Here is a 22,978-nt window from a genome sequence, read left to right on the forward strand (position 1 = left end):
TTCCTCCTAACACATATTCATCTTTTCTATTTTATCATGCACGTTTAGATAGTAAACAGAAATATTAACTATTATTACGTATGTCAAAATAGCTAGGCTTGTGAAAGAAATTCCAGCTTCTCCTTTCATTATTTAAAATGACCTTTTCACTTGAATCATTTATTTTTGAAAAAACTTTTTTGATTTTAAATCTTTTTTAAAAGTTTATTTATAAAGTTTATTTATGCTAAAGATCATCATCAATAATCGAAACTATAGTTCTGGTATAAATCAGGAGGTTCAACAAATATGAGTAAAATGGGAAAAACGATGATTGCTGCATGCAGCGTAGCCATTGGAAGTATTTATGCAACTGGTTATATAAACACTCTATCTGACGCGCAAGCTGTTCAAGTCACACCGGCTCATCATCAGAAAAAAACGAGAGATCAGACAGACAATCAAACGATTGTTAATGATAACTGGGGAGAAGATATCGCTTCTTCTAATAAGCACCCTTCATCAGCGAGTACCGAAAGTTCTGCTCCTAAAACAAAATACAAAGATGGAACGTATTCTGGTCAAGGAAGCAACCGTATCGGAACTGTTTACGTATCTGTGACCATTAAAAACGACCGAATTGATACAGTTGAAATTACAGAAGCGGATACTCACTATTCTGAGAGTTACATTGAGGATCTTCCGTCTCAAGTCGTACAAAGACAAAACTCAGATGTCGACGTCGTGAGCGGAGCAACGCTTAGCACAGAAGATTTTCAAAATGCCGTGGATGACGCCCTTCAGCAAGCAATGAATGCATAAAGGAGAAACGAATGATGTCCATAAAAACGTATAGCCGCTCTGTCTTATGTATGGGAACAACCGTGTCCATTCAAGTAATTGCTCCCCAATCGGAGGAAGCAAATGTCCTTCACCATATCTCAAAGGCATTTACTATTTTTAAGACCGTCGAAACGACATGCAGTCGATTTGATGCCAAAAGCGAAGTTATGAAGCTAATTAGACATATCAAAGAACCGGTTGCTGTTAGCCCCCTATTATTTGAAGCCCTTCATTTCGCTATCTTAGTAGCAGATGAAACGCATGGAATCTTTGACCCAACGGTAGGAAAACAATTAGAAAAACGTGGTTTTAACGAACATTATTTAGATGGAAAGCCCGTACAAGTGAACGAAGCAGTCGATTCTGGAAGTTATAAAGACATCGTATTGAATACACATAAAAAAACGGTTCTCTTACAAAAACCGATGATTATAGATCTTGGAGCGGTCGCCAAAGGATTAGCTATTGATTTGGCTGCCCGCTCCCTTCCTTATCAGCATTTTATGATTAATGCCGGAGGAGACATCCTAGTTAAAGGACTCAATCAACACGGAGATTTGTGGAAAGTCGGGATTCAGCACCCTCAGATTCAAACGCAGTCATTACTGACCTTGCGTGTAACAGATAGGGCTGTCTGCACATCAGGAAATTATGCTAGAAAAAATAAGACGCAACCATTCATGCATCATTTGGTTAATCCCTTATCTCCATCTACTAGAAGCAGTCTAATGAGTTGTACAGCTATTGCTCCTTCTGCCATGCTGGCCGATGCATTATCTACATCAGCTTTTATTTTAGGAGCGGAAAAAGGAGTAAATTTATTGAATGATGCCGACGTACGCGGCGTACTCTTCGATTCTAGTTTCACTCCTTTTTTCACATCAGATATGGAGGAATTAATGAATGATGACCACACGTTCTGAACGAAGAAGCGGTGTTAAATATATTAGTACACCACAAGGTTATATTATTGTAGATGAAAACAAACCAAAAGAAATAAGTCGGTGGGGGCAGCTAGTTAAAACACCTAAAAGATACGTGATGGCTATGCTGCTGCTTTTAACCTTATTAGGTGAATTCAACTCTTCTGCCTTTCAAGAATTAGGACACCTACTACTCGCCGTATGCTCGGCGGCCGCCTTAGATTTAGGATTTTCTTTTGCTTATAAAAAGAAAATTCAGCTTCCTGACGGCGGAATTATTACTGGATTAATTATTGCCTTAGTGCTCAGCACCTCTACACCTGCTTGGGTCACATTTTGCACTGTAGCTGTTGCTATTTTATCGAAGCACTTAGTAAAAGTAAAAAAGAAGCCTATTTTTAACCCTGCCGCTTTTGGTCTTCTCTTTTCACTTATTGTCTTTTCAAGCGGCCAAAGCTGGTGGGGAAGCTTATCTTTACTACCCGTCTGGCTCATTGTATTCGTGTTTGTGACAGGGTACCTTGTGACGAGCAAAGTAAATAAATTCCCTCAAGTATTTGCGTTTTTAGGCGTGTATTTTGCTATTTTTACGATTATGTCATTAATAGGAGTAGGTGATGTAGCGGATGCTTTACGAGCTCCTTTTGTTAATTCCGCTTTATTTTTAGCCTTCTTTATGGTGACGGATCCGCCAACTTCTCCTGCGAAGTATAAAGACCAAATAAAATTTGGGATGCTTGCAGGGGCGATTAGCGCCGTAGATTACTTAGTTTTTGGCGGCCTTGCCTATTTATTAATCGGCCTGTTACTTGCTAATGCATGGAAAGCATGGAAGACTGCAAACAAAAAAGTGACAAAAAAAGCTGCCTAATGACAGGCAGCTTTTTTCATAGCGGAATTTTCACATAAAATTCCGTACCCACGTTTTTTTGACTAAAAACCTTAATTTCTCCGTCATGAGCTTGTACAATCCATTTGGCAATCGCGAGCCCTAAACCTGATCCTCCTTCGGCACGCGCCCGACTCTTATCACTTCGATAAAAGCGATCAAACACATACGGAAGATCTTTCGCTTCAATTCCAATGCCTGTGTCTTTGACAATTAGCGTCATAGAGTGATGATGTTTCTTTAGACTAATATGAATGCTTTCTCCAGGTGGGGTGTACTTAAAAGCGTTGTCTAACAAAATCATACATAGCTGATGAAGTCGTTCTTGATCTCCTCCGAACATTAACGATTCAATTTCCCTTGTGAAATGCAGCTCCTTTAGTTCAAATATAGGCTCAAACTGATTAGCTACTTTATCAACTAGCTCACCCATATTAAAGACCGTTTTGTTTAGCAGCTGTGCACTTGAATCAGATCTAGCGAGTGTTAGTAAGTTGCCCACCAGCTTCGTCATCCGCTTTACTTCGTTTAAGCTTTGATAAATGTTTTCGCTTTCTTGCTCAATCGTATGATTTGGTCGTCTAAACAATAGCTCGAGATGCGTTTGCATCACGGAAAGAGGCGTCCTTAACTCATGGGAAGCATCTGCAATAAATTCGACTTGTTTGTTCCAAGATTTTTGAATAGGTACAAGCGCTCGATTGGCTAAAAACAAGCCAGCTACAAGGGAAAGAAGCAGTCCAATAAAAGCTGAAATGACAAGAAGAAAAGCAAGGTGCTCTAAGGTTTGAGTTTCTGGATCTACGTTTAAGACAAGTTGAATTGTTGAAACGTCTTGATCTTTTATATATCCTTCATTTTTCACATTCATCACTCGATAAGCATGACCGTTTACCTCTTGCGACGTTTTGATTTTCCCTTCTGAGAGCGCAGGCTTAAAGTCGTCAATATCGTTTGTATATAACCCTTTTTTAGGTGTAATTTTGATTAATTTTTTATCACTGCTCCAAAGTAAAAACGCAACGCGACGTTCTGTTTCTCTCTCATTGTTTTCCTGAATTTCATGTAAATTTCTTTTTTTAACCTGCTCGCTCATCTCACTTAGCCGATTGTCCGGGTTTAAAAAAATAAGATGCTGCATGTAAAAATATAAAACCACACTAAAAATGCTCAAGATAACCATCAGCACCATTGTGTTAAATAACACAAGCCTGATTCTCGTCTTTTTAAACATGCTCTTCCCCTTTTAACATAAAGCCTACGCCTCTGACTGTACGTACATAATTGTCACAATTAAAAGGCTGAAGCTTCTTTCTTAAATGGTGAACATAAACATCAACTACGCCCACTCCTACATCGGATGTAAAACCCCATACCCGATTAAAAATTTGATCTCGAATAAGGATTTGTTCTTTATTTCGAATAAAATATTCCAAAAGCTGAAATTCTTTAATCGTTAACGTGAGGACACTTCCATTAATCACTACTTCATGATTGGCTTCTCGTATAGAAATGGGACCATATGAAATCATACCTTCTTCTGCCTGCAAGTCCCTAAGCATTACCCTTAACCTCGCAAAAAGTTCAGCCATGGCAAAAGGCTTAACCAAATAATCATCGGCTCCATAGTCGAGTCCTTTCACTCGATCTTCTACACTATCTTTTGCAGTAAGAAAAATAACTTTGGTCAACACCTTTTGTTTTCTTAGTTTTTTTAGTATGTCAAGCCCTGTCATACCCGGCAGCATAATATCTAAAATTAAGGCATCATAAATATTCTGCTCTGCTAAAAACAAACCTTCATCTCCATCAGACGCACAATCAACTTCATATCCTTCTTCTTTTAAGCCTTCTACGATACCGTGTAATAATGAAGCATCATCTTCTACCACAAGTACACGCATATCAAATTCCCCCTTTTGTGATTACCTAAATAATCATTATCTTAGCATGTCACTTTTAAAAATATTTTAAAACTAGCGCGTTATCATCTCTTATACTTTATAAAAAAAGTTATGCCTGCAAGCAGGCATAACTTTTAACTAAACGCTATTTATGATCAGGACGTCGGTAAATGAACACCGCTTCTTTTGGCAGTTTACCAAACAAAAAGCTAGCAAACGGTAAAAGACGATGACATCCCCAAATAATGAGGTAACAGCCCGCTAATGTCAAAATATAACGTGCCAAGATTTCTACGTGAAACATATAGTTGCCTTGTATTGGTACTGCTTTTGCCACAAAGTTTAAAACCATTGGATGAATCAAGTAAAATCCAAACGAGTACATGGCAATATTTTTAACGACCGTCACGGACTTCACAGAAAGCTTTTCAGCTAATATCTCTGCAATTCGGAAGAAGAAATAACTTCCCACGACCAAATAAAGCGTATTAACAGCCTCATACGTAAAGCCTGAAATGTGAATTGTCTTCATTGTGTATAAGTGATAATTTAACAGTGAAATAGCTATTCCCGATCCGAGCGTCACCAGAAATAATACAATATTTGAACGACTGTACTTTTTATCCACTTGTTCGCGATAATAAATACCAATCCAACCGCCGAGTAAAAACGTAGCCATTGTATTTAAAAATAAATTAAATGAAGTGATATGATACGTATTGTTAAGCATTAAATAACCAAGCTGAATGATAATACCAAACAGCCACATGTATTTTTTAAAAATGGTTACTTTTTGTGCTAGCCATACAAAAACCGGCAGCACGAGATACACTTGTACAATTAAAAAGATAAAATGAAGCTGATAGTAGGACTCTCCGCGTAAAATACGTTTCACAATATTAGCTGCATTTAATTCTGTTGCTCCTACATAGTACGAATAAAATTCATAAATAAGTGCCCAAATAACATAGGGAACTAAAATATATGTCACTCTTCGAGCATAATACGTTTTCCATAAAGTCTTTGTTAACGGCTTGTTAATGTAACTGTAAAAGAAAACTAAACCTGTGATCACAATGAAGATCCCTGCTTCAATTCGAACAATTCGGTTAAGGAAATGATATTTCTGATAAGCTTCACTTGCAAATGGCAGTACCGTTGCATACGCTGCTGTTACATGTACGAGCACAACCATCATCATAGCGAATAATCGTAAAAAATAAATGGATTGAATATGCTGCTTTTGTTTTTGCTTCACTTTTTCTCTCCTATATAATGTGAAATATACATTCTAGATGAATAATAGAACATTCAATTTTTTCTTATCTTTCCCGTTTTACAAATAAAAAAGCTAATAACATAAAATAAATGTTATTAGCTTTACTCGTTTGTATTTTATCTTTCCTCTTGCTATCACGCAACTGAATTTACAAAAACAATAAAGAACTTGAGTATAAAGGCCTAACTAAGTACCTTTTATTTACGGTGCATTTTGAATTCTAAAAATAATTCATTGTAATAAGCAAGCATTCGTTTGCCTAAGTTATTATATACTTCAAGCTTATTGGTTAGTTCTTCATCCGGATAAAAACGTTCATCTTTCGCTACTTCTTTCGGCAAATAATCTAACGCTTTTTTATTAGGCGTAGAATACCCTACATATTCTGCATTTTGAGCAGCGTGTTTAGGATCTAGCATAAAATTCATGAATTTATGTGCACCTTCTACGTTTTTAGCCGTTTTTGGAATAACCATGTTATCGAACCATAAATTCGAACCTTCTTCTGGAACAACGTAATTCAGCTTATCGTTTTCACTCATAATTTCAGAAGCATCACCTGACCAAACAACGCCAACTGCCGCTTCTTCATTTGCTAGGAGCATCTTAATCTCGTCTCCTACAATGGCTTTTACGTTTGGTGTTAATGTATCAAGCTTTCTTTTTGCTTCTTGAAGATGAGCTTTATTCGTATCATTTAATGAATAATTTAAGCTGTTTAGCCCCATTCCCATCACTTCTCTAGCGCCATCTGCAAGTAAAATTTGATTTTTTAGCTTAGGATCCCATAAATCATTCCAACTCTTTATCTTCTTACCATGAATCATATCAGAGTTATAAACAATACCCACAGTTCCCCAAAAATAAGGAATAGAGTACTTATTGCCAGGATCAAAAGATAGGTCTAAAAAACGCGGATTAATGTATTTTAAATTAGGCAGCTTCGAATGATCAATTGGCAATAGTAAATTTTCTTCACGCATCTTGCTAATCGCGTATTCAGAAGGAACAGCAATATCAAATGTCGTACCGCCTTGTTCAATTTTTGTCATCATTGCTTCATTCGAATCAAAGGTCTGATAAATGACTTTAATTCCGGTTTCTTTTTCAAACTGATTCACTAAATCAGGATCAATATAATCTCCCCAATTATAGACGGTCAGCGTATCTCCTCCAGAGTATCCTTCGGCATTGTTCAAATGATGAACCACATACATAAGAACGAAAGAAAGGATGACGATGAAGATAAACGGCTTTGCTAATTGCTTCATTTTCCAGTCGCCACCCCTTTCGCTTTATTGCTATATCGCTGACTGATAAAGTAATAACCAATTACAATCAGCACGGTAAACATGAAAATAAGAGTAGAAAGAGCATTGATTTTCAGCGAGACCCCTCTTCTTGCTAACGAGTAAATTTCTACTGAAAGCGTGGAAAAACCATTCCCGGTCACAAAGAACGTAACCGCAAAGTCATCCAAAGAGTAAGTTAAAGCCATAAAAAAGCCTGCAAAGATACCCGGACGAATAAATGGCAATACCACTTTCGAAAGTACTTCAAAGCGACTTGCTCCCAAATCACGGGCTGCATCGAGCAGTGTCGGACTCATTTCCTGCAGCTTAGGCAGAACCATGATGACCACAATCGGTACACTGAATGCAATATGCGCTAATAATACCGATATAAACCCGAGCTTTACACCGATAATGGTAAATAGAATTAAAAAAGATGCGCCAATAATAACATCTGGACTCACAATTAACACATTATTAAATGTTAACAGTGTATTTTGAACACGTCTGCGCTTCACGTATACGATAGCAAGTGCTCCTATCACGCCAATAATCGTTGAAATAACCGAAGACAATAGAGCAATAATTAAGGTATTCAAGACAATAATGAGCAAACGTGTGTCTTGAAACACTTCTTTGTACCAATCTAACGTAAACCCTTCAAACTCTCGCATGTTTCCTCCGCTGTTAAAAGAGTAATACATTAAATAAAAAATGGGCGCGTATAAAATGAAAAAGACAAAAAATAAATAAAGGTGGCTGAACTTCCACTTTCTCTTCATTTTACACACCTCTCTTTCCAGTGCCTGTTATGAGCATCATAACGGCCATCGCAATAATTAAAAAGACAGCAATTGTGGCTCCCATGCCCCAATCCTGCGTCACTAAAAAATGTTGTTCAATCGCCGTTCCCAGTGTAATGACGCGGTTTCCAGCAATTAAACGCGTAATCATAAAGAGTGACAGTGCTGGAATAAAAACAGCCTGACAACCTGATTTAACCCCTTCTAGCGTTAGCGGAAATACCACGCGCTTAAATGTCACCCATGAAGATGCCCCCAAGTCTCGCGAAGCGTAGATAAGCGAGGGATTAAGTTCTTCTAAAGAGTTAAAGATCGGCAAAATCATAAAGGGGATAAAAATATACACTGATACAAATACAAAACTAAAGTCAGTAAATAAAATTTGATGAGTACCAAATCCCAGAAATTCAGTAAATTTATTAACCGTACCGTACGTGCCGAATATGCCTAAAAAAGCATACGCTTTTAATAATAGGTTAATCCACGTCGGTAAAATAATCAGTAGAAGCCAAAGCTGCTTATGCTTAAGCTTCGTTAGTAAATAAGCTGTTGGATAAGAAAAAACCAAGGAAAATAACGTAATTAAAAAGGCATACCAAAATGAGCTCAGCGTCATCTGTAAATAAACAGGGGTAAAAAATTTCTTATAGTTTTCAAGCGTCAGCTCATTATCAATGCTGAAAAAAGAATAATAGACAACTAATACAATGGGAGCAACTACAAAAAGCAAAATCCATAACACATACGGGACTAAATAAATATTTCTTGATTTAGTTTGCATGGTAATCCTCTTCATAACCTTCGAGTCGCTTATCGAATTCTTCTTCCGTTTCATTAAATCGCATAACGTGAATAGCTTCAGGTTCAAAATATAAACCAATTTCTTCGCCAACCGTTGCCTTTTTTGTAGAGTGGACGAGCCACTCATTCCCTGCATGGTCATAGCCTAAAATTTCATAATGGACTCCTCTAAACAGCTGTGAATCTACACGAACCTGCAGCTTTCCTTGATCGGAGCTTGTAATGGCTAAATCTTCAGGGCGAATCACAATTTCAACCTGCTCATTTCGGTTTAACCCTTGATCGACACATTCAAATTGCTGGCCGCCAAACTCCACTAAAAAGTCAGCAATCATTTTACCTGGTACAATATTTGATTCACCAATAAAATCGGCAACAAAACGATTAATTGGCTCATCATAAATATCTGTAGGTTCCCCGCTCTGCTGAATTCTTCCTTTATTCAAAACAAAGATTTCATCGGACATCGCAAGCGCTTCTTCTTGATCGTGCGTAACAAAAATGAACGTAATACCTAGACGGCGCTGTAATTCTCTTAACTCGTATTGCATTTCCGTACGCAATTTTAGATCAAGAGCTGAAAGCGGCTCGTCCAGCAGAATGACTTCGGGCTGATTTACAATTGCTCGTGCAATGGCTACGCGCTGTCTTTGACCGCCCGACATTTCCTTTATTTCTCTCTTTTCATATCCTTCTAGGTTAACAAAGCGAAGGGCTTCTTTAACTTTTATCCCAATATCAGCATTTTTCATCTTCTTGATTCGAAGACCAAATGCTACATTTTCAAATACATTCAAATGCGGGAAAAGCGCGTAGTCTTGAAAAACCGTATTAACCTGACGTTTGTTAGCCGGGACATCATTAATTCTTTTTCCATTAAAATAAATCGTTCCGCTCGAGGCCTCCGTAAAGCCTGCAATTAATCGTAAAATCGTTGTCTTTCCACATCCCGATGGACCTAAAAGGGTATAAAACTTCCCTTTTTCAATTTCAAAGCTTACATGATCCAATACAACTGAATCATTATCATATTGCTTGGTCACATTTTCAAATTGAATAATTGTATTCGTAGATGTCATTTCACTTCACCTCTTTTGTTCTATAAATAAGACTCTGTCGCCACGATAATTAACTCTGTTATTCCGTCATGAGCATTTAAAATCTGATGTTCTTCAGAAGCTTGAAAATAGATGGTTTCCCCTTGTTTAGCCTCATATATTCTGCCTCCAAGCTTCACCTTCACACACCCGCGCAAAATGTAGCCAAACGTTTCTGAAAGAGAAGGTTCAAATCTCTTAAATGCACCTTTTTCATGAAGAATAAGACGAATTGGCTCCATTTCTTTTTCATTTGATTCATGTACAAGCCACTGAATATGGTAACCTTTTTCATCTTCGCAATAACTCGTGTAGTCTTCCTCTTTATATACAACCTTTTGAACATGCGTATCAATTTCGAAGAATTCTTTCGGTTCGCACCCCAGCACTTCCAAAATACTAAAAAATGTTTCTAAAGACGGCGAACTTAAATCGCGCTCTAGCTGCGAAATATAGCCTTTGCTTAAATCAGTACGTTCTCCTAGCTCTTCTTGTGTTAAGCCTTTTTTTAATCGTAAATTCTTAATTTTCTTTCCTATTTCCATACTCTCGATCCTCAACTGTATTTAAAATTAGCAAACAGCATGAATAATTGTTCATGCTGTTCCAAACTCAAGTTTTGTTTTACTTAACTTAAAGTTTACTTTTAACCTTAAAATATTATACATGAATTATTTTTTAGTACAACCTTAAACACTTAAAAAATAAAAACTCCTTTTATTTAAAAGGAGTTTTTATTTTTATTTATACAACTTATGCGTTTCGTACTGTTTCCCCGATAATGTATCAAACTCAACTTCATGGTAATCTTGAAGGTCTTTTGCAGCTTTATTAGAGAGCGCTGCCGGCTCATCCACTAGCTTTCCTTTTGAGTTTATATACATATTTGAACGAAAAGCCGGCACTTCTGTTTTCATTTGATTCAGCTGATCGTAGAACAGATTACTTTTGTAACCAAGAGATTGAACAAGTGTCGGAGCAATATAAATAGGACTCATCGTACCAAGATTTTTATCTATTTTTGTATCATAATTAGATAAAAATAAGAGCGGCGTCTCATAAAATTTTTGAGATGTTTGCTGCGTTTTCTCGTTTCCAAAACCCGTTTCTTTGTAAGCTTGAAGGTTTTGTCCAAGTGCTGGCAAATGATCTCCCCAAAATACTACAATGGTCGGCTCATCCAACTTTTGAATTTCATCGTTCAATCGTTTTAAAGCAGCATCTGAACGTTTGATTCCTTCAGCATAAATTTCAATTTCCTTTTGCATTTCTGGTGATAACCCTTTACCGGTTACTTTAATTGTTTCCTGACCATTATACTTATCCGCAGAATAAGGAAGATGATTTGCAATCGTTACAGCATGCACAAATGCAGGCTTTTTCGACTGACGAAGCGTATCGAGTACTTCATCAACTACAGCTTCATCAGAAACAAATTCTTTGTTATCTTTTTGCGTATGCTTCATTTGATCAATAAACTTCACTTGATCAAATCCCAAATTTGGATACACATTTTGTCTCATATAAAGCATGCCGCTGTTTGGATGCATAGCTGTTGTAGCATAGCCTTGTTTTTCTAAATAAGAAACAAAAGACGGATATTCTTTTTTACTCAATACATGCTGATAAGGAAGACCTCCAGGGTTAAAGAAAGACAAAGAGTAGCTCGTCAATGCTTCAAACTCTACATTAGCTGTCTCCCCGCCAAATGAAGGACTTAAAGACCACCCAGAAGGATATTTCTTTTGAAGTTCCCTTGTATTTTTCATTGGATCTTCAGAGAACGTCACGTTAAGCTTTGTTGGGTCCCAAAACGTTTCATTCATTACAAACACAACGTTTGGCTTGACTTCAGTCCTGCTTTCTTGTGTTTTCTCTTCCTTTGACTGAATGCGTTTTGCCACTTTGGCCATTACTTCCTGTGAGTAGTCATCCGGCTCTTGCAGCACATCTGTTTTAACATTTGAAATCATGCCAATAACAGGTCCATTATAGTAATAATTATTTTGCTGATTCCAAGGCATCAGCGCAGCATATTGATCATAATATTTTTGAGCAAACGAGTGTTCAAAGAATAAAAATGATTTCATTAAAAAGATAAGCGGCAGAATCATAATAATTCGAAGAAACCATCGAATTTTAATTTTCGGCAAGAAAAACCAAAGAGCGATCAGTACGACAATAGATCCAATAACTCCTATGACAATAGGAATTGAAATCGAATCTTTAATCATCGGAATAACTTCTTTTAACTGACTTGCCTGAATAAAATCGTTCGGGAACAATGGTTCATTTCGAAAGATTTTTTTATAATAGTTTACAAGAGCTAAAATAAAATACAGAACAAAGGTAATTCCAGCCCCTAAATAAGCTTCCCCTACTAGCATAATGATCGCTAGTGTTAACAGCGAAAGTAAAAAGACCGTAAAAAGATAGCGTTCAGGGTATGCTTGCACCCACTCTATTGTTTTGCCTGGATTATGTATATCAATATGATAGATAACAAAAACCATAGCAGAAACGGCTGCTACCGCAATTGAAAACACAATTGCCGTAAAAATGGCGTACCACTGCGAACCTTGTATTCTCTCTATCTGATTAAATCGAAGCAGCAAATAGAAAGTGAGCGCCCATAAAACAAGTGAGCATCCCCCTATTAATACGACGAACCCAGCTGTATGGATTTGGGCCCAGTCAAACAATATCTTTGTGTCATTTGATATATTAAGCATAACAACACTGTATAAAAAAACGCTAAGCAGCCCATACGCCACCAGCATTGGCAAAGAACGATACAAATGTTTAAACATAACCTTAAGCCTCCTATTTACAATATCTTAACACTTTTAATATGATTTTAACATTCCTATCTCTCTCGCCTTCACGCCTAATTTTCCCATGATCATACCACTAACATTTCCCGAGAAATTTCACACAAAAAAAGCCCGCTTTTCTGATGAAAAGACGGGCCTCTTAGCCGTTTTATACATATGTAAAAATTGCTGTTATGAACGCTCTTTCACTGCTTCTGCTTTTAGCAGATCACGAATTTCTGTTAAGATCTCTTCTTCTTTTGACAGAACAGCCACTTCTTCCTCTACTTTCTCTTCTTCTTTTCTCTTAAAACGATTAAAGAAACGAATAAATAAGAAAATCGAGAATGCAACAATTAAGAAATCAACAATTGTTTGAATAAAAGATCCATATAATACCGTAGCATCTCCAACCGTAAAGGATAAATCTTTAAAGTCTATCCCTGCTAACAACAAACCAATCAGCGGCATAATAATATCATTTACAAGGGACGTGACAATTTTTCCAAATGCAGCTCCAATAATAACACCGACAGCTAAATCTAATACATTTCCTCGCAAAGCAAACTCTTTAAATTCTTTAAGCATCTGTTTATTCCACCTCCTGCCCTTCATTTCAAACTTTCATGATAATACATCCTAAATTAAACAGACAAGGTGCATTTTCATTTTTCTCTTTTTCATGAGATATGTACCAGACCTTTAGTTGTATTTCTGCCCAGATTTTCACTTTATATTCGCATGTAAAAACGCACTTTCAGTTTTCATTCAGGTAAGGTTCATGTTCAGTCCATTTTTCTTTTATACACTAATAGCATGTAATTCATCAAATATGTAATCGAACAATAGAGGAGATGGCTAGAACGTGAGAAAAATTCTACTGCGAGCAGCGGCTTTGTGTCTCGCAGCTATTATCAGTATTTCTTATACAGCAAGCACGGCGGACGCAAGTAAAAACACAGCAAGTGAAGATTTAATTATTATTAATAAAAAAACAAATCAGCTTGCTTATTTTCATAACGGAAAGTTAGAAAAGACGTATTCAGTAGCTACGGGAAAAACAAGGAGCGATACGCCGGTAGGCTTTTTCAAGATTGTTAACAAAATTAAAAATCGCCCTTACTATACAGGGCACATTGCAGGAGGCGCTCCTAATAATCCTCTTGGCTCTCGCTGGCTAGGGCTTAATGCAAACGGAACAACCGGCGACAAATACGGTATTCATGGGAATAACTCAGAAGCTAGCATTGGCAAATATGTAAGCCACGGCTGCGTACGGATGCACAATGCGGATGTGGAAGAACTATTCGATAAAGTAGCAGTAGGAACATCTGTAACTATTACGTATTCATCAAAAACCTTCGAAGAGCTGGCAAAGGTATATGGCTACGGACAGCTGTGAAAAATAAAAGCTTATCCAAAAAATGTGGATAAGCTTTTATTCTTCTTTATTCCCATACATGAGCTCCGTACTATGTGAATATAGCTCAATAATATTCCCAAACGGATCTTCGCAATAAATTAAGTAATAAGGTTTTCCAGGTCTTGTATTCCATACTTGGCTACGCTTTTTACCGCCTGATTGTTCGATTTTATCCGCTAATTTTTCCACGTCATCGGCTATTAAACACATGTGAAAATAACTTTGATACTGCTCATCGCTGTCTTTTAATACGAGAGGCATTTGCGGCTTATTAAATTCAAACAGTTCAATGCCTACCTGGTTATCAGCTGTCATGTGAGCATTTTTCATTTTTTTAATATGAGACCCTAGTAAATCTTGAGTCATATCTTCAGCTTTTTCTTCCTCCGCATTAAACGTATAAGGACCGGCAATCAGCTTAAAACCTAAAACCTTCCTATACCACTGGACGGCTTCTTCTACATCAGGTACAGCTAATCCAACGTGAGTAATAGCTACCATTTTATCATCCTCCTATACACAAACATTCCCTTTCTACAAAAAGAAAAACAGCCCATTTAAAATGGACCGTTTACACGTATTAGAGTCATTTACGATTTTAAAGCATTATATTGAGCAATGATTTCTTTTGTTAAATTATTACTTGCCTCTAACCCACTGACCTCTTTTAACACATACTCAATACCATACTCATGAATATTCGCTTGAAGCTTCATAGCCTCTTTATCTTCTTGCGGGTCAAATAGAAGCGCAGCAGCGATGGCCTTCGCTAAGTGGGTATAAGAAAGGCCCGCTTTTTTTGCTTCTAGCGCTGGACGAATCAAACGATCCTGAGGTCCAAGCTTGCGAATTGGCGCTCTTCCTACCCGTTTAACTGAATCATTTAAATGAGGATTCTTAAAGCGCTCAATAATTTTTACGATGTAGGCTTCGTGTTCCTCTCTATCTAAGTCATATCTTTTAATTAGATAGTCTCCTGTTTCTCGTAGCGTTTGCTGTACTTGTTGGTAAATATCTGAATCTCTTAACGTTTGATCAATCGTTTCTTTTCCTTTTAAATAACCAAAATATGCAATCACCGCATGTCCTGTATTTACTGTAAATAGCTTTCTTTCAATAAAAGGAGCAAGGTCAGGCACAATCGTCATTCCTTCTACAAAAGGAATATTTTCAGGTGCCTCTACTACCCATTCATAATAGGATTCTACTAAAACATCAAGCGAACCTTGGTTGTGTTGAAGAGGTACGATACGATCTACAGCTGAATTGAAGAAAAAGACCTTATTTACCATATGAGCTTTTGTCTCTTCATCCAGCGCATCAAAAATATAGCCTTTTAATAAATCTGTCGCAGAGATTTGATTTTCACATGCAATAATATATACCTTTTCGTCGCTTGTTTTCACACGCTCAGCCAAACCTTTAGCAATTAAAGGAGCAATGCGAGGCAGAACGTTCGGTCCAATGGCTGTCGTAATGTACGTTGCTTCTTTAATCGCTTTAATGACTGCTTGTTCTTGCGTCAGATTATTTAAACCAGATACGTTTTGAACAGCTAATGTCTCTGGGTGCTCTGCGGCTGTTATTACGTTATACCCTTCATCTGTGTTTAACTGATTAATAATCTTTTCAGCAATATCTACGAATGTAACGTGATAGTTGCTTTGAGAAAATAATGCCCCAATAAATCCTCGCCCAATATTACCTGCTCCAAAATGAACTGCTTGTTTCACAAAAATCATTCCTTTATCAAATTATTTCGAAGGTACTCATGAAACGTATCCTCTAGCCTTTTGCGAATTATCTCTTCGTTCGAAGACGAAAAAACCATCATTGCTTCATGATCTTCAATTAAACTTGTACTAATTAAACTTAAGATTTCTTGCTGTACTTCACTTAACTCCTCAGGTGCTAGCATTAATAGAAGGTTACGCGCCTGCATGTTTGTTCCGTCCATACCTTTAACTGTGCAAGGCTGCTCTAAATGTGAAACTTGAAAAATCAGCTCTTTCACGTGGTGTTCACGGCAATGGAACAGTGCCATACTCGTTTGCGGAATACCTAAACCGCCTTTGTTTTCTCGTTCCTTAAGCTGATCAATAACGCAGCTGGCATTGGTTATTAAACGTTCTTTTTCAGCTGCTTTTACTACGTGCGAAATCACTTGATCATGACTCACTGCATCCGAAAATCGATACATTCTAAGGTTTTGAAGAATTGATTCGATACTTCCATGCACATCTTTAATTTGCTTCATCGTTTCCTCAAAAGACGGTTTTTGTGTAGAGACGGTCTTATTTTTATATTGGAACGAACGATAGCCCTTATCTTTGGTTAACTTTTGAATGTTTTTCTGTAAAAAATTCTGAACGGACTGAATATCCTCTTCGGTTAAGAGTGGATTGACTAAAATGTAATCGACATTTAAAAAAGGAAGTCTTACTGTTGAAATCACTACGTCATACCCTTCAAGCGCCGCTTCTTTGATTTCTTTTACCGACTTAATGACAACTGAATTAACCTCCGGAATCTCTTTACGAATACGGCTAGCTAACTTTTTCGAAGTGCCGATTCCAGTTGGACAGACAATCAGTGCCTGAATTTCCATGACTTCTTCTTTTAGCACTAGCGTTGAACCGAAATGCAAAACAAGATATGCCACTTCATCATCTGGAAAAACTAAATCCGGCAGCTCTTGATCGATACTGTTTCTCACAGCCATAAATAAAACAGGGTACTTTTTCTTAATCTCTTCCGTTAATGGATTAAAAAGCTCCATTTTTTGCTTAAGGCGAAAAATTGCCGGTTCCATATGAGCAAGCAGCCCTTGGTAAAGGGAAAAATCACCGGTCAAGTCGGTGTTAAGCTGAACAGAAACATGAGAAATCATATTCTTAATAATCTGCCCAACCACTACGCTGTCGTAATATACGTCTCTAGTAGTTTGGAACTTAGCTGCACGCAGCCGTACTGCTAAGAAATGAATATCTTTTTCCGTGAAAGAAAGAGAAAATACCCGTTCAATTTCGCGGCAAATATCCTTCATTAAGAACAGTTCACTCGCCAGCTCTTCCGTTTGGCCGCCGTCGTCTTCTAGATACATTTGCTTTTTCGTTCGCTGTATCATAATGCAAATATGAACAATGAGCCCTATATAATCGCTGTCAGCCAGCTTAGAATGATGCTGATTAATCGCTTGATGTACAATTCGGTCTACTTCTGCTAAATCATTCGGATAAAAATAATGCAAAATCGTTTCATCCGTATGCTGGTGATTTTCTACTAGAAACAAACATTCAATTAACTCTTCATTAAAGTGGACAAGAAAATAATTGGCTAATGCGTTCCGTTTATTGGCTTCAGTAGCTTGAACCTCTACTCCGACCCCTCTCTTTCGATGAAGGAAAACGTCAAATGTGGTTAACCACTCTGTTAATTCATCTAGATAAGCAGTTAGTGTAGTAATACTTACTTCTAAGTCTTTAGCCAGCGTTTGTAATTTAAATGAATCCCCTTCTTCTAGAAGAAGAATTAAAAGAATTAATTTTCTTTCCTGTGGAGACTGATCCGTCGTTTTAATCTTCATCAGCTCTTGGATAAGACGAAAAATTTGTTCATTTTTACCTTCAATCATTAGTCCTTCATCTTGTGTACGAATCAGCTTTAAATCAAATTTTTCAAGTATTGATTCAATTGCCTTCAAATCTCGGTGAACGGTTCTTACACTTACATTCAAAAAAGTAGCAAGTGTAAGTGCTGTATGCTTTCCTGCCGTTTTAATAATTAACTCAATGATTGATTTTTCTCTTGAAGTAATAAACAAGAACATCAACTCTTTTCTTATTTATAAACAAAGGATAAAAAGGCATCTTCATGCCTTTCTATCCCGTTAGTTACTTTGAATAATAGCCATTAATTCTTTAGCTGATTTGGCATGAACCATCTTTTCAATATTGTCCATATCAGAACATGTAATCGCGATACCAGATAAAATTTCTAAATGGGTGCCGTCTTTTCCGGCAATTCCGAAAATCAAACGAACTTTCTCACCATCAAAATCAACGCCTTCTGGAACTTGAATCACTGTAAAACCTGATCTTAAAACGTTCTTTTTCGCTTCTTCCGTACCGTGCGGAATCGCTACGTCATTTCCCATATAAGTAGAAGTCATATTGTCTCGCTCAATCATCGCTTCAACATAGTTTTCTTCTACATATCCGCCTTTTACTAACACACTTCCTGCAAATCGAATTGCTTCTTCCTTAGAAGAAAAGTGCTGATTCAAGAAAACGTTTTCTTCTTTTAATAAACCGTCATTACTATCTGTATTATTTTCTGCAGATACGTTCTTTTCTTCTTCCGCCTTAGAAGTAGTATGATCATTTTTTAGTTGATCAATTAGTTTGTCATATTCAGGGCTAGATAGAAAGTTATCCACCGAGATATGATACGCATCTGGAACTTTGTTTTGAGCTCTTGGCGTTAGCTCTTCCTGTGTAATAACGATTTGAGCGTCACTTGGAATATTACTGATAGCTGTATTTGTTACCGAAATATTTAAATCTGCTTGTTTAACTTTCTTGCGAAGAAGAGAGGCGCCCATTGCACTCGATCCCATACCTGCGTCACAGGCAAAAACAATTTTTTGAACGCTTGCTGGTACGTCGCCTTGCTGTTTTGTAAAGCTTCCTGCTACAGAGCTCTTCTTGCCCTTCATCTCTTGCATTTTGCGAGCTGCTTCGTCCAAATCTTCTGTTTGCTTGCCCGTTTTTAAAATTAACGAACCTACAATAAACGATACGACGGCTGCAACAAGAACACCTGAGATATTTGCAACATAGCTGCCTGCATTACCTGGTGTAGCAGCTAAAATAGCCAAAATACTTCCTGGTGAAGCAACGGCTTGTAAGCCTCCTCCTAAAAGAACAAATGTAAATACTCCGCTCATTCCTCCTAAAATAGCCGCAATGATTAGAAGAGGACGCATTAAAACGTAAGGGAAGTAAATTTCGTGAATTCCGCCAATAAAATGAATGATGGCCGCTCCCGGTGCTGACTGTTTTGCTGTTCCTTTTCCAAAGAAGCAATACGCTAACAGAATTCCTAATCCCGGACCAGGATTTGTTTCTAATAACAATAGAATGGACTGTCCGTTTGTTCGAATTTGTTCTGCTCCAATCGGAGATAAAATGCCGTGATTAATGGCATTGTTTAAGAATAAAATTTTAGCTGGTTCAATTAAAATACTTGTAAGAGGAAGAAGGCCATGTGCAACCATCCAATCTACACCCACTACAAGTGCGCCTGTAAATCCGTCCACAGCTGGGCTAACTCCTAAAAAGGCTAGAATCGCTAGAATTCCTCCAAGAATACCTGCTGAGAAATTATTAATTAACATCTCAAATCCTGTTTTGACTTTACCTTCAATAAACTGGTCAAACTTCTTGATGATATAACCGCCCAGCGGCCCCATAATCATAGCGCCTAGAAACATCGGAATATCAGATCCAACAATGACGCCCATGGTCGCGATAGCACCTACAACGCCTCCGCGCTGATCGTGTACAAGCTTTCCTCCTGTGTAGCCGATTAGCAGCGGAAGCAAATACTTGACCATTGGATCCACTAGTTTGGTAAGGCTTTCATTTGGAAAAAAGCCTGTTGGAATAAATAAAGCAGTAATAAGTCCCCATGCAATAAATGCTCCGATATTTGGCATAACCATTGAACTTAGAAAGTTCCCAAATTTTTGTACAGCTACTTTTATATTAGATTGAGCCATTTGCTCTCTTCCTTTCTCTACGTGATGATACTTTAATCGTAAGAGATTAAACGCTTTCATTCAATGAATAGGAAAACTAACTTTGTCGTACCACAGACGGACAAAGCTTTTAATTACATAAAAAAGCAGCTGAATTACACGAATTCAGCTGCTTTCTAACTTAATATTTATCTAATTCACTTACAGGAGATTGAATAATAACTGGATTTTTCTCTGGATTTAACCATTTTAAAATAGAGACAACTTGTTCTTTAGAAGTGGCCGTACATCCTGCTGTATAATTTGTTCCTACATGAAAGAAGATTGCACTTCCCTTTCCTGGGGTTCTAGATTCATTATAATTAATGACAAACCCATAATCATAAGCCGGGATATCCATGTTCTCAGCGCTCGTCCAGCGGCCATTCGCTGGCTTTTGCTGCCACGTATTATACAGAGAGCTTTTTGAATCGTCTACCCACACATCATTTGATGTAATCTTTCGATATGGAAGCTTAGTTCCAGGATTTGCATAGCGTCCGAATGCTGTGCCAATTGTATATTTCCCTGTCGGAGACTCCATATCTCCTTCTTTTTTCGCTAAAGCGAATCCTTTTTGTCCAAGTACACCGTTCGCAGTTAAAACTTGCTTCCATTTCCCATCAACTTTTTCAAATGTTTGAATTTTAGCAGACTTCGTATCGTAGTTATCTGCTGTAACCAAGATGACTTGCTGAGCGTTGTCTAACGTTTTAAAAGAATCGACTACGAGCTTTGGAGACGCTGTAGCTGAAGCCTGTACATAGTCACTGCTTACATAGCCTGTGCGGCCGTTATAGTTAATTTTGTACCAGCTTCCGCTTTTGCTCACCACAGACAGCTTCTGGCCTTTTGTCACACTTCCTATAGATGCATAGTTGGTGCCTGCTCCGCTTCTTACGTTCAGCGTGCTCGCCGTTACTGTGTACGTTGTGCTTTCTGCTGGTGGCGTTGTTGGGGCCGTTGTTGTTCCCGATGCTTGTACATAATCGCTGCTTACGTAGCCCGTGCGGCCGTTGTAGTTAATTTTGTACCAGCTTCCGCTTTTGCTCATCACAGACAGCTTCTGGCCTTTTGTCACACTTCCTATGGATGCATAATTGGTGCCCGCTCCGCTTCTTACATTCAGCGTGCTTGCCGTTACTGTATACGTTGTGCTTTCTGCTGGTGGCGCTGTTGTTCCTGATGACTGTACATAATCGCTGCTTACATAGCCTGTGCGGCCGTTATAGTTAATTTTGTACCAGCTTCCGCTTTTGCTCACCACAGATAGTGTTTGATCTTTTACTACGCTGCCGATAATCCCGTAATTCGTTCCCGCTCCGCTTCTCACATTTAGCTTGCTTGCCGTTACTTTATATGTAACTGTTGCTGCATATGCCTTTTCTTGATTTCCCCCAATTGAGCCAAAGCCAGGCGTTACAGCCGTTGCAAGCGTAGCTGTTAACGCCATCCCCACCATTAATTTTTTCAACTGCTTTCCCTCCATTTATTCCTTATAAAATTCTACTATTTTCTATTCTTAATTCATTATCTTACCATATTCCAAACGAAGGGAAAGGGTCAATAGATGCTTTTCACACGGCCTATAAAAAAAGACAGACCTCTTTGATAGGTCTGCCTCTTTCACTATTATCCTAAATCAACGTTGTGATATACTTGCTGCACATCTTCTAAGTCCTCTAATGCATCAATCATTTTTTCAAACTGAGCTTGTGCATCTTCAGGAAGAGTTACATCATTTTGAGCAAGCATCGTTTGCTCAGCTACTGTAAATTCCGTAATACCAGCATCGTTGAACGCTTTTTGTACCGCATGGAATTGATCCGGATCAGCATAAACAATTACAGAATCTTCTTCTTCTAAAATGTCACGCACGTCTACATCTGCTTCCATTAACAGTTCTAGCGTCTCTTCTTCATCTTTACCTTCTACACCAATAACAGCTGTTGGATCAAACATATACGCTACTGATCCGCTTACTCCCATATTACCGCCATTTTTACCAAAGGCAGCACGCACGTCTGAAGCTGTTCTGTTTACGTTATTCGTAAGAGCATCTACGATAACCATTGAGCCATTTGGTCCAAAACCTTCGTAACGAAGATTATCGTAATTTTCTTCTGAACCGCCCTTTGCTTTTTCAATGGCACGGTCAATAATTGCTTTTGGCACATTGTATGTTTTCGCGCGTTCTAATACAACTTTTAACGCTTGGTTTGATTCTGGATCTGGCTCACCTTGTTTTGCAGCCACATAAATCTCACGGCCAAACTTGGCATATATACGACTTGTATTAGCATCTTTTGACGCTTTCTTTTCTTTAATATTGTTCCACTTACGGCCCATATTGTTTCACTCTCTTTCAAAATTGAATCTAATAAAATAAATAGGCAATGATATATCCGTTTTTATTATACATCAATTCCCTCTTATCTTTCGAGTTTAATACCTAAAAAAGACAAGCAATCTTTTGGTATATTTCGTTAACTAAATAAATGAGAAAACCATTTGATAACAGGCTGAATGATTTTTGTATATACTTTTTTCAGCGGTTTGTATATACATCTCACCCAAATCCACCGTAGGGGATAGTAGATCATATGAATTATGATCCACTTAACTCCTTTCCAAAAACAGAAGAATATACGCTGACAAAATGAAACCACGGGAATAACAATTTCATTGTAAAATGGCAGCACAACATATTTCCATAGAAGATAACAAGGGTAACAAACCATGTATAAAACAGGGTATAAAACATACTTCCATATAAATCTAGTTATAGGCAAAAAACATCGTTTCCAAACGAAGAGAATAAAAGGATAGATGAGGACACTCCATAGCCAAGAAATAGGATAAACGAATAAAAAACGTATAATGTATCTCCAAATGAAATCAATGACAGGTTGAATAATTCTTGTTCCTATCCATATGAGGGGCTTAGCGATAAAATATATCCATATCTTACACAAAATTTGAAATACAAAATAAAAGGGAAAATACAAGACAAAAAAGATGCCTCGCAACACGTACTTTATACTTTGAGCTACTCCACTAATACTTTTCACTTCCTTTTTTATAAATGAATTTCATTCATTTACCTACTCTATTATATAAAATAAATGAAGC

At 37.6% G+C, this 22,978-nt stretch carries 20 protein-coding genes; 4 read left to right on the forward strand and 16 right to left on the reverse strand.

Annotation, left to right across the window (positions count from 1 at the left end):
* Positions 1 to 288: 288 nt before the first annotated feature.
* From ACH0CI_RS24885 to ACH0CI_RS24895, 3 genes are read left to right on the forward strand one after another with little or no spacing between them, the layout of a single operon-like run.
* Entirely contained in the window at positions 289 to 801 is a 513-nt protein-coding gene (locus ACH0CI_RS24885; RefSeq protein WP_047751774.1) for an FMN-binding protein, read from the forward strand.
* 14 nt (positions 802 to 815) lie between these two features.
* Positions 816 to 1,745 carry an FAD:protein FMN transferase gene (locus tag ACH0CI_RS24890; protein ID WP_406902395.1) on the forward strand — a complete coding sequence of 310 codons (930 nt, stop codon included), beginning with the start codon at positions 816 to 818 and terminating at the stop codon, positions 1,743 to 1,745.
* Positions 1,726 to 2,616, forward strand: a complete 891-nt coding sequence (locus ACH0CI_RS24895; protein WP_406902396.1) for an RnfABCDGE type electron transport complex subunit D — start codon at positions 1,726 to 1,728, stop codon at positions 2,614 to 2,616. Before ACH0CI_RS24890 ends, ACH0CI_RS24895 begins: the two co-directional genes overlap by 20 nt.
* A 16-nt stretch (positions 2,617 to 2,632) precedes the next feature.
* Here ACH0CI_RS24895 and ACH0CI_RS24900 read toward each other — a convergent pair whose 3' ends face one another.
* The 10 genes from ACH0CI_RS24900 to mscL all read right to left on the reverse strand — a co-directional run bounded on the left by ACH0CI_RS24900 (position 2,633) and on the right by mscL (position 13,211).
* On the reverse strand, positions 2,633 to 3,868 hold the full coding sequence (locus ACH0CI_RS24900; RefSeq protein WP_033580797.1) for a sensor histidine kinase: 1,236 nt from the start codon (positions 3,866 to 3,868) through the stop codon (positions 2,633 to 2,635).
* Entirely contained in the window at positions 3,861 to 4,538 is a 678-nt protein-coding gene (locus tag ACH0CI_RS24905; RefSeq protein ID WP_028411890.1) for a response regulator transcription factor, read from the reverse strand. Before ACH0CI_RS24905 ends, ACH0CI_RS24900 begins: the two co-directional genes overlap by 8 nt.
* Positions 4,539 to 4,683: 145 nt before the next feature.
* Positions 4,684 to 5,796: an acyltransferase gene (locus ACH0CI_RS24910; RefSeq protein WP_406902397.1), complete on the reverse strand. Its 1,113-nt coding sequence runs from the start codon at positions 5,794 to 5,796 to the stop codon at positions 4,684 to 4,686.
* Between the two features lie 218 nt (positions 5,797 to 6,014).
* Entirely contained in the window at positions 6,015 to 7,088 is a 1,074-nt protein-coding gene (locus ACH0CI_RS24915; RefSeq protein ID WP_028411892.1) for an ABC transporter substrate-binding protein, read from the reverse strand.
* Positions 7,085 to 7,891, reverse strand: a complete 807-nt coding sequence (locus ACH0CI_RS24920) for an ABC transporter permease (protein WP_028411893.1) — start codon at positions 7,889 to 7,891, stop codon at positions 7,085 to 7,087. The genes ACH0CI_RS24915 and ACH0CI_RS24920 overlap by 4 nt, the downstream gene beginning before the upstream one ends.
* A 1-nt stretch (position 7,892) precedes the next feature.
* A complete protein-coding gene (locus tag ACH0CI_RS24925; RefSeq protein WP_028411894.1) occupies positions 7,893 to 8,693 on the reverse strand; it encodes an ABC transporter permease in 801 nt (266 codons plus the stop codon).
* Entirely contained in the window at positions 8,683 to 9,792 is a 1,110-nt protein-coding gene (locus ACH0CI_RS24930) for an ABC transporter ATP-binding protein (RefSeq protein ID WP_028411895.1), read from the reverse strand. The genes ACH0CI_RS24925 and ACH0CI_RS24930 overlap by 11 nt, the downstream gene beginning before the upstream one ends.
* 20 nt (positions 9,793 to 9,812) lie before the next feature.
* A complete protein-coding gene (locus ACH0CI_RS24935) occupies positions 9,813 to 10,355 on the reverse strand; it encodes a helix-turn-helix domain-containing protein (RefSeq protein WP_028411896.1) in 543 nt (180 codons plus the stop codon).
* 195 nt (positions 10,356 to 10,550) lie between these two features.
* Positions 10,551 to 12,620, reverse strand: a complete 2,070-nt coding sequence (locus tag ACH0CI_RS24940) for an LTA synthase family protein (RefSeq protein ID WP_154990941.1) — start codon at positions 12,618 to 12,620, stop codon at positions 10,551 to 10,553.
* Positions 12,621 to 12,815: 195 nt separating this feature from the next.
* Positions 12,816 to 13,211 (reverse strand): large conductance mechanosensitive channel protein MscL, encoded by a 396-nt coding sequence (gene mscL, locus ACH0CI_RS24945; RefSeq protein ID WP_028411898.1) that lies wholly within the window; start codon positions 13,209 to 13,211, stop codon positions 12,816 to 12,818.
* Between the two features lie 277 nt (positions 13,212 to 13,488).
* On the opposite strand from mscL, the gene ACH0CI_RS24950 reads away from it, so the two are divergent.
* Positions 13,489 to 14,025: a L,D-transpeptidase gene (locus ACH0CI_RS24950; protein WP_406902398.1), complete on the forward strand. Its 537-nt coding sequence runs from the start codon at positions 13,489 to 13,491 to the stop codon at positions 14,023 to 14,025.
* A gap of 36 nt (positions 14,026 to 14,061) precedes the next feature.
* On the opposite strand, the gene ACH0CI_RS24955 is transcribed toward ACH0CI_RS24950, so the two are convergent.
* The 6 genes from ACH0CI_RS24955 to ACH0CI_RS24980 all read right to left on the reverse strand — a co-directional run bounded on the left by ACH0CI_RS24955 (position 14,062) and on the right by ACH0CI_RS24980 (position 22,195).
* Complete coding sequence (locus ACH0CI_RS24955) at positions 14,062 to 14,547, reverse strand: VOC family protein (protein WP_335387996.1); 486 nt, start codon at positions 14,545 to 14,547, stop codon at positions 14,062 to 14,064.
* A gap of 89 nt (positions 14,548 to 14,636) precedes the next feature.
* Positions 14,637 to 15,779, reverse strand: a complete 1,143-nt coding sequence (locus tag ACH0CI_RS24960) for a mannitol-1-phosphate 5-dehydrogenase (RefSeq protein ID WP_028411901.1) — start codon at positions 15,777 to 15,779, stop codon at positions 14,637 to 14,639.
* 5 nt (positions 15,780 to 15,784) lie between these two features.
* Positions 15,785 to 17,875, reverse strand: a complete 2,091-nt coding sequence (locus tag ACH0CI_RS24965) for a BglG family transcription antiterminator (protein WP_406902399.1) — start codon at positions 17,873 to 17,875, stop codon at positions 15,785 to 15,787.
* Between the two features lie 60 nt (positions 17,876 to 17,935).
* Positions 17,936 to 19,828 carry a PTS mannitol transporter subunit IICBA gene (locus tag ACH0CI_RS24970; RefSeq protein WP_406902400.1) on the reverse strand — a complete coding sequence of 631 codons (1,893 nt, stop codon included), beginning with the start codon at positions 19,826 to 19,828 and terminating at the stop codon, positions 17,936 to 17,938.
* 160 nt (positions 19,829 to 19,988) lie between these two features.
* Positions 19,989 to 21,320 (reverse strand): SH3 domain-containing protein, encoded by a 1,332-nt coding sequence (locus ACH0CI_RS24975; protein WP_406902401.1) that lies wholly within the window; start codon positions 21,318 to 21,320, stop codon positions 19,989 to 19,991.
* Between the two features lie 158 nt (positions 21,321 to 21,478).
* Positions 21,479 to 22,195 carry a YebC/PmpR family DNA-binding transcriptional regulator gene (locus ACH0CI_RS24980; protein WP_013054976.1) on the reverse strand — a complete coding sequence of 239 codons (717 nt, stop codon included), beginning with the start codon at positions 22,193 to 22,195 and terminating at the stop codon, positions 21,479 to 21,481.
* Between the last annotated feature and the right edge of the window lie 783 nt (positions 22,196 to 22,978).

The sequence above is a fragment of the Priestia sp. 179-F W1.4 NHS genome, assembly GCF_045369295.1.
GTDB classification, from domain to species: domain Bacteria; phylum Bacillota; class Bacilli; order Bacillales; family Bacillaceae_H; genus Priestia; species Priestia zanthoxyli.

Bases quoted from the DNA above. Each gene is read 5' to 3' on its own strand.
- ACH0CI_RS24895 (WP_406902396.1), top strand. From the start codon at position 1,726: ATGATGACCACACGTTCTGAACGAAGAAGCGGTGTTAAATATATTAGT.
- ACH0CI_RS24905 (WP_028411890.1), bottom strand. From the start codon at position 4,538: ATGCGTGTACTTGTGGTAGAAGATGATGCTTCATTATTACACGGTATC.
- ACH0CI_RS24935 (WP_028411896.1), bottom strand. From the start codon at position 10,355: ATGGAAATAGGAAAGAAAATTAAGAATTTACGATTAAAAAAAGGCTTA.
- ACH0CI_RS24915 (WP_028411892.1), bottom strand. From the start codon at position 7,088: ATGAAGCAATTAGCAAAGCCGTTTATCTTCATCGTCATCCTTTCTTTC.
- ACH0CI_RS24890 (WP_406902395.1), top strand. From the start codon at position 816: ATGTCCATAAAAACGTATAGCCGCTCTGTCTTATGTATGGGAACAACC.
- ACH0CI_RS24965 (WP_406902399.1), bottom strand. From the start codon at position 17,875: ATGTTCTTGTTTATTACTTCAAGAGAAAAATCAATCATTGAGTTAATT.
- ACH0CI_RS24970 (WP_406902400.1), bottom strand. From the start codon at position 19,828: ATGGCTCAATCTAATATAAAAGTAGCTGTACAAAAATTTGGGAACTTT.
- ACH0CI_RS24885 (WP_047751774.1), top strand. From the start codon at position 289: ATGAGTAAAATGGGAAAAACGATGATTGCTGCATGCAGCGTAGCCATT.
- ACH0CI_RS24930 (WP_028411895.1), bottom strand. From the start codon at position 9,792: ATGACATCTACGAATACAATTATTCAATTTGAAAATGTGACCAAGCAA.
- ACH0CI_RS24955 (WP_335387996.1), bottom strand. From the start codon at position 14,547: ATGGTAGCTATTACTCACGTTGGATTAGCTGTACCTGATGTAGAAGAA.
- ACH0CI_RS24980 (WP_013054976.1), bottom strand. From the start codon at position 22,195: ATGGGCCGTAAGTGGAACAATATTAAAGAAAAGAAAGCGTCAAAAGAT.
- ACH0CI_RS24940 (WP_154990941.1), bottom strand. From the start codon at position 12,620: ATGTTTAAACATTTGTATCGTTCTTTGCCAATGCTGGTGGCGTATGGG.
- ACH0CI_RS24920 (WP_028411893.1), bottom strand. From the start codon at position 7,891: ATGAAGAGAAAGTGGAAGTTCAGCCACCTTTATTTATTTTTTGTCTTT.
- mscL (WP_028411898.1), bottom strand. From the start codon at position 13,211: ATGCTTAAAGAATTTAAAGAGTTTGCTTTGCGAGGAAATGTATTAGAT.
- ACH0CI_RS24925 (WP_028411894.1), bottom strand. From the start codon at position 8,693: ATGCAAACTAAATCAAGAAATATTTATTTAGTCCCGTATGTGTTATGG.
- ACH0CI_RS24900 (WP_033580797.1), bottom strand. From the start codon at position 3,868: ATGTTTAAAAAGACGAGAATCAGGCTTGTGTTATTTAACACAATGGTG.